The organism is Xanthomonas vasicola pv. musacearum NCPPB 4379, from assembly GCF_000277895.2.
Classification (GTDB): Bacteria; Pseudomonadota; Gammaproteobacteria; order Xanthomonadales; family Xanthomonadaceae; genus Xanthomonas; species Xanthomonas vasicola.
The window spans coordinates 1,496,916-1,510,148 of record NZ_CP034655.1 but is presented as its reverse complement, the minus strand read 5'-3'; the positions used below and the strand labels follow the sequence as shown (position 1 = coordinate 1,510,148).

General features: G+C 60.9%; 9 protein-coding genes and 1 pseudogene. 3 read left to right on the top strand and 7 right to left on the bottom strand.

The features are described from left to right. Positions 1-162 precede the first annotated feature (162 nt). Positions 163-333, top strand: a pseudogene (locus KWO_RS07040) (helix-turn-helix domain-containing protein); the annotation flags it as partial. Between the two features lie 304 nt (positions 334-637). On the opposite strand, the gene KWO_RS07035 reads toward KWO_RS07040, so the two are convergent. From KWO_RS07035 to KWO_RS22490, 3 genes are all read right to left on the bottom strand, one after another. Continuing rightward, a complete protein-coding gene (locus tag KWO_RS07035; protein WP_100243772.1) occupies positions 638-2,140 on the bottom strand; it encodes a type III effector in 1,503 nt (500 codons plus the stop codon). 193 nt (positions 2,141-2,333) lie between these two features. Further along, positions 2,334-2,696, bottom strand: a complete 363-nt coding sequence (locus KWO_RS22920; RefSeq protein WP_042504488.1) for a PIN domain-containing protein — start codon at positions 2,694-2,696, stop codon at positions 2,334-2,336. 971 nt (positions 2,697-3,667) lie between these two features. After that, the gene (locus tag KWO_RS22490) at positions 3,668-3,841 is read right to left on the bottom strand and encodes a hypothetical protein (RefSeq protein WP_010369148.1); all 174 of its coding nucleotides are present in this window, start codon (positions 3,839-3,841) and stop codon (positions 3,668-3,670) included. A gap of 361 nt (positions 3,842-4,202) precedes the next feature. On the opposite strand from KWO_RS22490, the gene KWO_RS07020 reads away from it, so the two are divergent. Both KWO_RS07020 and KWO_RS07015 read left to right on the top strand, forming a co-directional pair. Continuing rightward, complete coding sequence (locus tag KWO_RS07020; RefSeq protein ID WP_010381170.1) at positions 4,203-4,601, top strand: hypothetical protein; 399 nt, start codon at positions 4,203-4,205, stop codon at positions 4,599-4,601. A gap of 138 nt (positions 4,602-4,739) precedes the next feature. Beyond that, positions 4,740-5,744 (top strand): MBL fold metallo-hydrolase, encoded by a 1,005-nt coding sequence (locus KWO_RS07015; RefSeq protein WP_010381168.1) that lies wholly within the window; start codon positions 4,740-4,742, stop codon positions 5,742-5,744. A 48-nt stretch (positions 5,745-5,792) separates the two neighbouring features. On the opposite strand, the gene KWO_RS07010 is transcribed toward KWO_RS07015, so the two are convergent. The 4 genes from KWO_RS07010 to KWO_RS06995 all read right to left on the bottom strand — a co-directional run bounded on the left by KWO_RS07010 (position 5,793) and on the right by KWO_RS06995 (position 12,649). Continuing rightward, a complete protein-coding gene (locus KWO_RS07010) occupies positions 5,793-7,310 on the bottom strand; it encodes a tryptophan halogenase family protein (protein ID WP_010381166.1) in 1,518 nt (505 codons plus the stop codon). Between the two features lie 40 nt (positions 7,311-7,350). Continuing rightward, positions 7,351-8,397 carry a cupin-like domain-containing protein gene (locus tag KWO_RS07005; RefSeq protein ID WP_010381164.1) on the bottom strand — a complete coding sequence of 349 codons (1,047 nt, stop codon included), beginning with the start codon at positions 8,395-8,397 and terminating at the stop codon, positions 7,351-7,353. Positions 8,398-8,407: 10 nt separating this feature from the next. Beyond that, positions 8,408-9,160 carry a SapC family protein gene (locus KWO_RS07000; protein ID WP_010381156.1) on the bottom strand — a complete coding sequence of 251 codons (753 nt, stop codon included), beginning with the start codon at positions 9,158-9,160 and terminating at the stop codon, positions 8,408-8,410. Positions 9,161-9,490: 330 nt separating this feature from the next. Then, positions 9,491-12,649: a TonB-dependent receptor gene (locus tag KWO_RS06995; protein WP_026113167.1), complete on the bottom strand. Its 3,159-nt coding sequence runs from the start codon at positions 12,647-12,649 to the stop codon at positions 9,491-9,493. Positions 12,650-13,233: the final 584 nt, after the last annotated feature.

Sequence of the window (13,233 nt, the reverse complement as noted above, 5' to 3'; positions counted from 1 at the left end):
TGATTATATTTATAATAAATATGTATCTACGAACGAGATTTTTTGGCGCATATTCAGCCCTGAAGTTCCCTAGTCTCGTTTGGCGCCAACGATGGCGCCCGCTTGTTGCAGCCCCCCGCTGCAGCTCGCCGATCCCTGACGAGAAGGACTATCCATGAATCGGGCAGAGACAAATCCCGTGGCCGCTCCGCCGATCAGGCCATACATGCTCGCATCGTCGCTTTGCGCGGTCGTGGGGAGACCATCGCCAACACTGCGCGACTCGCCGGCACGAGCGTGACTACCGTAAAGCGGGTGTGGGCGGCTTACTGCGCGCTGGGTCATGGACATTGATTGCCGGGAGTAGAGCGCCGTGAAGTCAGGCAGGACTTCAGTTGGGGATGGCTCAGGGTCCGCCGGACGCAGGCGCAGGTGAGGCGTTCGCGTAGGGACTCTGCCCTACACCCCAGGTCTGCGCCCGAGCTGCCGGCTACCCAACGGTGATCTGCGTCTGTGACCCTTGAATGATACCAGGGCGAGTTAGCAACCGTGCAAGCGGCCTACTCGAGTGCTGTAATGCGGAATAAACTCAGGCCTCCACTGTGCATTCAACCCAGCGCCAATCATTGTGGCGGGCCGTGGGGTCATGCGGACATGCTCAGGAGGTAATCCCCTTTTTGGCGTCTATTCCCAAGGGATCCCAAATCGCAAGGCGATGGGTTGACCCGACACCAAAACAACTTGCAGCAGCGACTTTCTTGGAAGGCAAGTTGTTCTTATCTGCATATCTATCAACAGCGCGTTGAAGGAGGGATGATGCACCGGTATTGCAATTCCCGACCTTGTCGGTTTTGTGCGGCGGCAGTCTCTGAAATCGCGGTGTGGGAGCCAGCACGCGATTACGGCGCGCAACATCCATTTTGACTTCCGGGTTTCGCAACGGAACTCCTGTTCCATTGCGCCCTAACAGCTCATCCTGATACAGCTGATGAAGCGTAAATTGCTGCCTGGCCTCTAGTAAATCAATACTATCCACGTCTGAGATTTTTCTTAACCAGACTTTTCTTCTGAAATCTCTCGGCAGGTGTTCGAAGGCACGCAGATCGCGTTCCGGCGCGGGAGGCCTTTCCACCGTGTAGTCACCGGCTTTTTTTTGCCACATTTCCATTGTTGACAAAGGCAAAAGGCGATAGATGGCAGTGATCTCGTCATGCAACGCGAATGAACTAGCCTCACCACCCCTAGCCCGCCTGTAAGCTTCGTAAAACTCTTCACGAGTAGCAAATAAAGTTCCGGCAAGAGCTAAAAGGGCCGCCCGGATCTCTGCAGACAATTTGTGGGGATTTTTCGAGTAATCTTTACCTATCAAGTGTCCAAGGAGTTTTTCGTCTAAAACAACATGCCCCCGTTTTGGATCACCTCCCACACCGTAGAGTATCGCGCCGCTTTTGCGCCCTCGGTTGGGATAGCCGGCAACTACGTATCCATGTGTGGGAATAAGATATCCACGCGTGTTTCTATTCACATAGTAAACGGGAACTTGGGATAGCGTGTCAGGCGCTCTGAGTTGCATCTCATGAAGCACGGTGTTGTATGCCTCCCGCTCCTTTCCCCCAGGGAGAAAAGGGAATTTTCCGGGATGCCTTGCATCTACAACCTGCCCATCGCTGTCGCACTGCACGTCGATCAAAGCCGTCTTTCCATTGACAACGCGCGTGATCCTCGTCCAACCATCGCCAAGATCGAGCGCTGTTGCGTCTGACTTGCCTTTGCCCTCAGCCATGAACTCAACGAACGCTTGCGCGCGAGACTGGGCATCGCGCATCCCCAGCATGGCTTGAATCTTATGACTCACCCGACTGACGACACCTGTCGCATTGATCCACTGAACTCTTTTTTTCTCAGCGTAGAGGCCCGCTTGTTTTTGCAAAGTCCTATCCGCTCCAGCCGTCGAGGCGTGACCTGAAGTGCGGGACCGAGAGCGACTGGAAGCAACGCGCACGGGAGCCTTTTGCAGTCCATCAAGCGCACCCGATCGAGTAAGCGCGTCCCATTCGGGACGTTTTTCGCTGGATGCGCCAGGTTTCGCCGCATGCTTTTCCTCAAGCCCGCTCAACATGGTGGATGCTGATTCAGTTAGGGCATTCTTTTCAATTTTCATTGCGATATGAAATCGATGACGTGCATTACGGCCAAGAAGAAGTCAGGGCGGGGACTTCGAGCGCCCTCCCTCGACTGAGGGCTGCCAACTTCTCACGAAAAGCGTAAACCTGCTTTCGCCAAACGAAAAACGCTGTGGACTAGCGAAATTCTGCCCACTGATCGGACGCAGCTGAAAACTGAACTGTGATCGGTCAAAGCGCGGGGGCAAGCATGCTAGCGGTCAAGCCTCGCGCGACACCCTCATCAATGCCCGGCTTATCGATGGGCTTGCCAGGCTTACGAACACGCTCGGGAAGCTGAGCGGCAGCCAGCTCACTATCCAAGATGTAGTGACGCGTCCAGTCAGCGCGGCTCGACAGCGAGGCGCTGACCCTTCTGTCCGATTCACCCTCGACAGGCTGCCTGCGTAGCGTGACGACGCCAAGCACGATGGTCGGGAAGTCTTCGCGGATCGCCGTAAGGACCGGCTCAATGTCACTATCGTTGGAGCACACAACCAGCTGTTGATACTGCGCAGATGCCGCATCGCGATACATGGCCAGCGCCAGGTTCACATCGGTCTGTTTCTCTTCGAGCTTCCAGACCCGCACCCAGCGCGCCCGATCATACGGTTGGCCGCTGACAAACTCAGGCAGCAGGGTTCCCGCTTTGTCCCAGCTGTGTTTGCCCAATGTCGTGGTGAATCGTTGTGGGTGGCTGTGTGCTAACGCGCGCAGATATGCCGCTTGCGTTTCCGAGGCCTGCTTGTGGGTGGCAAACCGACCCAGCGCCGGCGCTGTGAAATAGCGGACGTGCAGCAGATCGGAGGTCGGGTCCTGATTATGCAGGAGGGTATCGAACAGTGCGACCACATCAAGCAATTGAATGCGGTCCCACGGATGCGCCCGTAGTACAGGTGTGGCCATCGATGTAGACGGCAGTCGCTTTGGCGATGGTCACACGGAGCTTCCTGCGGGCATGAAAAAACCGCCTTGCTGCGGTTTTGTCGTCCCAAGCCGTTGCCCAACCGAATGGGGCGACAGGGGAGGAATGATGACAAGACCGCAACGGCATCGCCCGGGCGATGCAATAGCAATTATCCACCGCCCTGACACGCTATGCCCCACCCCTTGCCAGGCGTCTGGGGACGACGGATAGACCCATCCCCCACGGGGCCGGGCAGCGTGTTGCGCTGGCCGTGGAGACGGCCGCGTGACTCTGTGGCCACCAGCAAGTCGCCACCAACAGCAGAGCAGAAGCATCAGCATGGGCACACACTGAGACTGCTATCTGGCGCGGTATTAAGCAACCATGTCGGCCGTTACGTCTTTCGGATAGCAAAGGGACGCGTAACCGCCACCACGGCTATGCGCTCCTACCGCCACAGCTGCTTCCATTACGCGCTGTGTTATGGGGGCAAGGACAGTTGCCTGGATGCGAGCTGATGGATTCGCGAATCAGGTCCGTCTTGATTTGAGCGTTGGACAAGGGCGAGGGTGGGCCTTTGGCAAGCACTGGAGGCGCACAAGCAATAGCCACCGGACGCCTACAACCGTGGCGGCCAGCGCAGGATGCTTGCCGTGGTGGACACGATGATGAATCCGACTGCTCGAAGCGTGACCGCCTTACCGCAATGCTGGAAGCCCGTGAATACGACCAGCACCACCACGATGTTTGGACCTCGCCATACGACGCGGACCACTTCGATGGCGTCGTTCAAAACAGTGATGATTGGGCGCTTACTCGAAGCTCTGTGGTGATACTCATGGCGGGTCCAGCTGCGCTGAAGACCTTAAGAAATCACTTTTCGGATGGCAAGATAATCGCTCTTTGGAGTGAGTCGAACGAGTCAATGCGCCACGATTTCCAGCGCGCCTATAGCCAAGCAGCAATGCTCTTATTGCGACAACAGCACGGTACGCCGTGCGTTACCCCCGCCAGATCAACGCCATCGCTGCCCAACGTCAGATAATCAGGACGACCACCGCCGCCAAATTCACCCGGCTTCACCCCGTGCAAATCTAGGCGGCGCGTAGCGTGATGATGCAGACTTGTTGGGTCTCCTTCGCCAGTCGCCGCCCATGCTTCGTCTACGTACCGCACTGTTCGTTATCACCCTTGCTGCCATGACGCTACAAACCGCTGCCCAGGCGGCTGGCAAGCCCGCCGATCGCGAGGACATCAAGGGCTACGCGCTGCAGCGCTGCCTGGACAACAACTACACGCGCAGCGGCAAATACGCGCCCGACCAGCTACGCGATCGCTCGTATCTGCTGACCACCTATGCGATGGATAACGCCAAAGGCGGCGCCACCGAGCGTCTGCAGCGTTTTGTCGACGCCAGCACTGCGGGCTTCGACAAGAGCGAAGTTCCGATGAAGGACGAGGCGCGTCGCGGCCCGTTCAACCGCATCTTCGCGCAATGCATGGCGTTCTATCGTTCGCCGGCGTTGAATCAATTCGTTGCGCGCGAATTCTGAGCTTGGCGATGTGAGCAGCGAAACATAGCGCCTGGACTGCTGTGGCGAATCGCTGCCAGCGACGCCTGACGTATTGTTTGCCCAGCACACAGAAGTGCATCGGCACCCACCAACACACGCACACCGACAGGAGCCGCAATGACCTCATTCCATCCATCCCGCTCCCGCCGCACGCTGCTGCGCACTGCACTGGTTGCCGGTGCGCTGACTGCGGTGGGGCAGCTTGGTGCTGCGCAGTCGTCTACACGACAGGGGCTTTCCAAGCCCGAAGCCGCACCGCCAGCACCGTTCCCAGCCGAGGGGAGCGTCCTGGTGCTGCTGGGCACCAAGGGTGGCCCGACGCCTTCGCCCTCGCGGGCGGCGGCAGCCAATGCGCTGGTCATCGATGGGCAGCCGTATCTCATCGATTGCGGCAACGGGGTCGCGCAGCAACTGGCCAAGGCCGGGATCCGCCTGCCCATGCTGCGCGATATCTTTTTGACCCACCACCACTCCGACCACAGCGCCGATCTGCTCAACGTGGTGTGGCTCGCCTGGGCCAGTGGCCTGCAAACAGCAGTGCATCTGTACGGCCCACCCGGCATTGCCAAGATGGTGAATGCCTTTGTCGAGATGAATGCCATCGACATCGAGGCACGCATCCGTGAGGAAGGCCGCCCGCCGTTCAAGCAGCTGATCCATGTGCACGAATTCGATCAGCCCGGCACTGTGCTGAAAAACGATCAGGTCACCGTAACCGCCACCTTGGTGGACCATTACACGCTCAAGCCGGCATTCGCATACCGGTTCGAAGCGCGCGACCGCAGCGTGGTGTTCTCTGGCGACACGCGCTATCTACCCGCACTGGCCGAGTTCGCGAAGAACACCGATATCCTGGTGCACGAGGTGATGTATCTACCGGCACTGCAAAAGATGCTCCAGACCAACGACAACGCGCCCACGTTGCTGGACCATTTGCTCAAGAGCCATTCCACCAGCGAGGAGGTCGGCAAGATTGCAGCCGCAGCCAAGGCCAAGATGCTCGTGCTCAATCACTTCGTTCCTGGTGGCGATGCGTCCATCACCGATGCGATGTGGAGCGAGGGCGCGCGCAGGCATTACCCCGGGCCGATCGTGGTGGGCAAGGATTTGATGCGTCTCTAGCGCAGGCACGCGCAACACCTGCCCCGAAGTGCCGCCAGATGGCCGGCGTTATGCCGGCATGGGGCTGCGCATCCCCCACACCTGTGCGCCTGCCTTGCAATAGCGCTCGATAAAGGCTTGTTGCGACGGCATCTGCTGCACCGCGTGCTGGATCGGCTGGGCGATACCGTCGAGCAGGCGGCGCAGGTCGTGGTCGGCGAACGCGCGCGTCAGCGGGTGATGCTGCTCGGGTGCGATGCCCTGCCCCATCAGCACATGGGTCCAGGAATCGACACGGAACAATTCATCCGCACCCTGCCAGGCGTGCGCGCGTTCGCGCCAGGCACGCAGACGCAACGCAAGCGATTCGGGCAGTTCCATCTCGCGGCATTGCTGCCATAACGGTTCATCGCGCTGGGTGGCGTGGTAATGCAAGGTAACGAAGTCGCGCACGTGCTCCATTTCAGCGCGGCTGACGTCATTGAACAATTGCACCTGCGATGGCGCGATGCCTTCGGCCGGAAACAGCGCCAACAGCCGTACCACCGCAGAGATGGTGAGATGAATGCTGGTGGACTCCAGCGGTTCGATAAAGCCGCTGGCCAGACCAAGCGAAACCACATTCTTGTTCCAGGCCTTGAGCCGGCGGCCGGTGCGGAACGGCACCATCCAGGGGTCCTTGACGGCGGGCGCGGCCACATCGTGCAGCAGCTTGGTGTGCGCTTCGTCATCGGACAGATGCTTGCTCGAAAACACCAGGCCGTTGCCGACGCGATGCTGCAACGGAATATGCCAACGCCAGCCGGCTTCGTGCGCGATGGCGCGGGTATACGGCACCGGCGGGCCAACGGCTTCGGTCTGCACCGCCACCGCACGGTCGCACGGCAGCCAATGGCTCCAATCTTCATAGCCGGTGTGCAGCGTCTGCTCGATCAGCAGGCCGCGAAAGCCACTGCAATCGATAAACAGATCGCCTTCGATCACCTGCCCGTCTTCGAGCACCAGGCTGGCGACGTCGCCGCTGTGCGGCTGCACGGTCACCTGCTGGATCTTGCCTTCGATACGCTTGACGCCACAGGCCTCGCTACGCGCGCGCAGGAACTTGGCATACAGCGCCGCGTCCAGGTGATACGCATAATTGACCGCCGGCTCGCCATGCAGCGCAAAACGGTCCACGCGCGAGGCCACGGTTTCCAGGCAGTAATCGCCGAAGCTGCCCGGCATGGCGCGGCGTTGGCTTTCCAGCCACAGATGATGGAAGGCGCACACCAGGGTGCTCTGGCCGGTGATGCCGAACGGATGGATATAGCGATCGCCCTGACGCAGCCAATTCTCGAACGAGATCGAGAGCTTGAAGGTGCCGGCGACCGCACGCAGAAACTCCTGCTCGTCAATCTGCAGGAACCGGTGGAAGGTCCGGATGGGCGGCACGGTGGATTCGCCTACGCCCACAGTGCCGATCTGCTCGGACTCGACCAGGGTGATGTCCAGCAAATCGCGGAATTGATGCGAAAGCGCACAAGCGGCGATCCAGCCGGCCGTTCCACCACCGGCGATCACCACCTTGCGAATCTGAGCCTGAGTCACTGCGCATTCCTGTGAGATGGGTTGAGAGCGGTGTTGCGCATCAACGGTTCAACTTGCCGATCAGCATGGCGCGCAGCTGTCGTGCCAAGGTTGGGTCGATCGGACCAAGCGCCTGGCGCGCCGATTCGGGCAGGTGTTCGCCGGCACGCTCGGCAGGGCCGAACACGTAGTAATCGAACAGCGCGCGCCACGCCTGTTTCTCCGCTGCGGGGCGGTCGCGAATGGCCCACAGCGCGTGGTACAGGGCCGGCATCCCGGCAGGCAGGTGCGCCGGCGCGCTGCTCCACCAGTAATTGACCAGCACGTTGAACGAATGCAGCGATTCGACGTGATGCCACCACATGCTGGGGATAAACAAGGCATCGCCCGGCTCCAGCACCACGCTGCGCGCATGCGGCAAGGCATCGGCAAAGCGCGGAAAGCGCTGCAGATCCGGGCGAGCGAAATCGACCATGCTCACCACCTGTCCCCCAGGCGTGGGATCGAGCGGGCCGGGGTAGAGATTGGCCACCTGTTCCGGCGGAAACAGCGTAAAACGCCGTTGCCCCACCGCGCAGCAGGCCAGGTTATCCAGCGCATCGTAGTGACACGAGGCGATCACGCGATTGCCGATCCAGATGCTGGGCTGCACGGGGCTGCCCTTCGCAGCGACATCCAGGTCGTTGTGCGTGCGCAATCCAGGCAGGTTGGCATCCACCGGCAACGAGGCCAAGTAATAGGTGGGCTGCTGCACGTCATCGCGATGTGCTGCGATGGCATCCAGCAGGGTGCTCAAGCTGCCGCGTTGCACCTCGAAGTTGAGCGCGCTGCAATCGTCGCGATAGAACGGGCGGCTGCCGATGTCCGGGCCGCCGTAGGAATACTGCAAGGGGCGGCCAGTATCGTGCGCACGCAACAGCGCCATGGCTTCCTCGGCGCTGCGCAGCCCGGCTTGCACCAGCGACCAATTGCGCGCGAGGCCACGCAGCACCACCGGCTCGGCGGCGTCGCAAAGTTCGGCGAGCGGCAATGCATCGGGGCCGCAATCGCTACGCTCGGCGATGGCGGTGCCTGCGGTGGCGGAGAGATCGGCGGCGCGTGCGGCCATGCGCTCAGGCCTACGCGGCAACGGAGTCGCTGTGCGAGTGCTGCAAGCAGCGCTGCTTCTCGGCCATCAGCCGGCGCACGTTGTGCAGCGATGCCAACATCAGGAAGGCACCTTCCAGATAGCCGGCCCGATGCAACTGATGCAGCGCTTGTGCATCCAATGCGGCAAGCCGTTCGCGGTCGATGGCGAACAATCCCTGCAACTGCGTGGCGTGGCTGGCATCCAGCGCGACGTCCAGGCGCACTGGCTGGATCAGACCCAGCGCGTCGAAGGCAGCCGCCATCGCTTGCCCTGCGTCCACGCCCTCGCGGATGCCGCGCAACACACCAATGATGTGCTCCAGATATGGACTGTGCCCGCCTTGCGGCAGGAACACCGCCTCGCCCTCGCTGCGGCTGATGCGTGGATGCTCCAGGTCAACATGGATCACCGGCTCTTGCACCAAGGCGCCGTCGATGTGCTGCTCCTGGAAACCGATCAAGAACGGCCCTTTGGCCACGATGCCCGGCAGGTAGGTGGCATTCCAGCGCCCGTCCTGCAGAAACAGGTTCTCGTCCTGTGCGAAGCCCAGCAGCGCCACAGACTGGTAACCACTCCCAGCCGGATCCTTGCGGAAGAACAGCGGGTACTCGCGCTGCAGCTCGGCGTATTCGGTGACGAAAGCCGGCACCACGCCAAGCGCATCGCCGAATTCCGCACCAAAGCGCAGGATCACGCGCAGGTCGTGATGCGCCACGTTGTTGAGCACTGCATATCGCGTCATTTAAAACTCCAGCAGCCATCCGTCGCGAAGGACTGCAGTCATGATGGGTTTCGGTCGCACACATCCCCGCGTGCATGGCGATGCTGAGCATTGCCAAAAATAGGCGCGCCGGCAAGCCGCAGGGCAGCAATACGCTGCATCAATGCGAACATCAGCGCGTACGTCCGGGTGCGCACTGCGCGGGCGACCCGCACATACACAGACAGAGACCATGCTGCTGCGCGACACGGCTGCGCACCGCGAGCGAACACCGGCGCGACAACCGGTTGCGGCCGCCATCACGCGATGGCGGCCGCAGGGCTACAGCTTAAAACGCATCGGCGTGACGACTCAGAACGCGTACCGCACGCCCAGCGTGTAACGCGGCTGCTGGTCGATCAAGCGGATAATCTGCTTCTCCGAACGGCCATGCCAGCGCACGTCTTCACCGGTCAGGTTGATCGCCTCGAAGCCCACCGACAGCTGCTTGTTGAATGCGTAGCTGACGCTGAGGTCGAACTGCTGATAGGGCTCAACGTAGTACGGGTTGCGGTTGGCATTGTCCTGGTTGGCCGCAATCAGGTATTCGTCACGCCAGTTCCAGGCCAGGCGTGCGCTCCAGCCATACTTCTCGTACATCAGCATGACGTTGGCGGTGTCGCTCAGACCGAGCAACGCGAACTGATCGCGGTCGATCACGGTGTTATCGAACGCCACATCGCCTTCAACGATGGTGTAGTTGGCGTAGATGCCGAAACCGGTGCTGCCGAAGAAGTACTGCCCACCCAGTTCCCAACCGTGGATGTTGGCCTTGTTCTGATTGATCGGCCGCGACACGTCGAACTGATACAGCGGGTCGGAGGCATTGCCGGCGATATCGTAGGCGTTCTCCAACGCCAGGCTCTGCGCCGAACTGCCGTTATAGGCGTTCAGCCCGCCGGTCGCAGCCGCATTGCGCAGCAACGCCATTGCCGCGAACAACGAGGTGTCGTTGGCCGAACATGCACCCGCGACATCGTTGCCTGCTGCACCCACCTGGGCGGCGCAGGCACCGCTTTGCAGGAACGCCAGCGCGGTCTGGGCATCCGGCCCCGAGGTGGGATCGGTCAGTCCGTACAGCGATTCACGCGTGACGGTATTACCGATGAAATTGCTCACGCGCTTGTTCCAGAACGTCGCTGAGATATAGCTGGCGTCAGCGAAATACCATTCCAGTGCCAGATCGAGGTTGTCCGATTCCAACGGATCGAGCGTGGGCGTCTGCGAGTCGCCACCGGCACGGTTGGACGGGTTGATCAGGATCGAGCCGTTGGGGGTATTCGGCGTGGGACCTGCGATGAGATTGTTGTACGGCGCGCGCGCAATGGTCTGGCCGAACGAGGCACGACCTTTCAGCTGATCGGTGAAATCGATGCTGAAGTCCATGTTGGGCAGGATGTAGTTGTAACTGGTCTTCTCGCTGAAAGGCTGCTGATCGGTGGAACGGATCAACTGAAAATCGTTGTTGGACAGCCACAGCAGCGCGGTCGGCGTGGCCACCTGCGAGGTGGACTCCACGTCGGTGCGCTCGTAGCGCAGACCCAGGCGCGTATTGGTGGTCATCCCGGCGATGGCGCCGGCAATTTCCAACTGCACGTAGGCTGCGCGGGTCTTTTCTTCCACCCGGTTGTCGGCGGTGTATTGCGGGTTGTAGCGCGTGGTCGCGCCGTACTGGCTTCCACCCCACAGGGCCAGCTGATCGGCATCGCCACGCCATGCACTAGACGCCGCGCCGCTGGGATTGAAATCCTTGAACATGCCCGTGATGCTCACCGGCTGCAGTAGTGCGACCATTCCCGGCTCGTTGCCCGCATTGGCCACGCCCCAATCGCCCAGCGGCGAGTTGGTCTCGCTGACCCGGCGTTGCATGGTGGTGTTGGTCGAACTCACGCCAAACTGGAAGCGCCCGTCGTCGAAGTCGAACTTGCCGTCCAGGCGTCCTTCCTTGGTTTCGGTCACCTGCTTCTGATAGAAAATGCGCAGCACCTGCGAGCCGAGCTCGGCGGGCGTGAATGCGGGATTGACCACGCCATTGGTGTTTGCCAGCGAATCGGCCGCAGTGGGATACCAGGTGCGTGCGCCGATCGGCAAGGAATTGTTGAACCACAATTCCTGCCCCCATTGGCCGCCGCAGTACGGCCCATTGGTGCAGTTGTTGGTGCCGGCGAAACTGAAGTAGGTCGCGCTGCCGCCCGTGGTCGGGTCGTTGGGCAAGCTTTGCGTCTTGGAGTTATGCGCATCGAAGCTCAACTGGAAGCGGTCGCTCACTTGCCAGTCGGCATTGAAGCCCAGCGAGCCGAGCGTGTACTTCTGCTCGTTGCGCTGCTGTTCCATGCCGAAGTCCTTCGCGCCGTTGGGCACATCGCGCAGATAGACCGGCGTGGCCACGGCCTGGCCGGTATCGAAGGTCAGATCGGTAAAGCTGTTGGCGCGCTGCAGCCAGATGCCCTGCTCGCCGCGCTCTTCGCGAATTTCGTTGGCCGAGTAGGTGTAATCCAGGGTCAGGGTCAGGCTGTCGGTCGGTGCGAACTGCATCACCGCCTGGCCGTTCATGCGTTCGCGCTGGAAATCGGCGAATGCGTAGCGCAGATCGTTGGGCATGCCATACAACTGGCCGATCGCCGGGGCATTGGTCACCACCGCGTCCGGGCGCAGTGCCGGGTCGGTACCGGTCCAACGCTGGATGTTCCAGGTGTTTTCGGTGGCTTGGACCGAACCGCCATGGCGCTTCTGGTAGCTGGCGCTCAGGCCGATACCGAAGGTCTTGTCCGGGTTGGTATAGCTGAAGATGCCCGACACTTCCGGGGTGAGCGAATCGCCGAAGGGCTCGGAGCGGTCGGACACCATCTTGGCACCGGCGTTGGCCACCACGCCATCGTGATTGAACGGCTTGTCGGTCTGGATATTGATCGTCGCACCGATACCGCCGCTGGGCGCCGTTGCGCGGCTGGTCTTGAACACCTCGATGCCGGTGATGGCTTCGGAGGCGAGCTGGGCGAAGTTGAACGCGCGCGTGCCGACATCCACGCCGCCGATCGGCGTCTGGCCGGGCGCACCGAACGCATCGGCACCGGGGATCAGGCGGCCGTTGAGGGTGACGGTGTTGAACTGCGGGCCGAAGCCGCGTGCGGTGACCTGCGCGCCCTCGCCATCACGGCGCTCGATGGAAATGCCGGTGATGCGCTGGAGCGATTCGGCCAGGTTGGTGTCCGGAAACTTGCCGATGTCTTCGGCGCTGATCGCATCCACCACGCCGGCGGCATCGCGCTTGATGCCCATCGATTGGTTGAGACTGTTGCGGATACCGGTCACATTGACGGCATCCAGGGTGGTGGCGGAATCACTGCTGGATTGCGGCGCCGGTGCAGGCGGCGGAGCGACATCCTGCGCAAAAGCGGGATTGATGACCAACAGGCCACCAACGAAGGTGAACATGGCCTTCGACTTGAAGCTGTTCAACGTACGACGCATCGATGTGTCCTCGGGAGTGGAGTCCAACCGCCAACGGCCGGTATCGCGGCATGCGATACGGCGGAATCGCGGCCACTGCCCGACAGGCCGTGGCCAACGCTGCTGCAACTGCTGGAGCCACCAATCCAACGCCATGCATTTGTCGTGCGGGCGCAGCCGACGCCTGGATCGGACATGTCCTGATGGCATCTCCCTCCTTGCACCGCGCCACACGCACCACGCAACAACTGCTTGACGTTGTTTCAGTTGCCCTCGATCTGTCCCCTAGCACGCAGGCTGCCGATCGCCCCTTCGACCGTCGACCTGCGATGTGCATGCACGTCTACCCGCCGCAGCAACGGCGTTGCGAAGCCATTGTTGCGTTTGTTGCAGGTTCTTTGCACGACGTGTCAGTTAGTGATAGCGCTAACATGCCGCGCAGCCTAGTCAGGGCATAAAGGGTTTGTCACCGTGCGTTGCAGCATAGTGATGGCTGTGCACTGTTACAGCCGATACCGCAGTCGCTTGAGCCCGCATGCGGTTTTCAATACTGGCGGGGCTGTAAGCGTTATCACGGCATTACGCAAAAACCGTCGGGTCGAACG

What these genes read in the sequence shown, in the direction of transcription:
- KWO_RS07035 (WP_100243772.1), bottom strand. Translation starts at nt 2,140, where the DNA reads ATGAAAATTGAAAAGAATGCCCTAACTGAATCAGCATCCACCATGTTG.
- KWO_RS07000 (WP_010381156.1), bottom strand. Translation starts at nt 9,160, where the DNA reads ATGACGCGATATGCAGTGCTCAACAACGTGGCGCATCACGACCTGCGC.
- KWO_RS07005 (WP_010381164.1), bottom strand. Translation starts at nt 8,397, where the DNA reads ATGGCCGCACGCGCCGCCGATCTCTCCGCCACCGCAGGCACCGCCATC.
- KWO_RS06995 (WP_026113167.1), bottom strand. Translation starts at nt 12,649, where the DNA reads ATGCGTCGTACGTTGAACAGCTTCAAGTCGAAGGCCATGTTCACCTTC.
- KWO_RS07015 (WP_010381168.1), top strand. Translation starts at nt 4,740, where the DNA reads ATGACCTCATTCCATCCATCCCGCTCCCGCCGCACGCTGCTGCGCACT.
- KWO_RS07020 (WP_010381170.1), top strand. Translation starts at nt 4,203, where the DNA reads ATGCTTCGTCTACGTACCGCACTGTTCGTTATCACCCTTGCTGCCATG.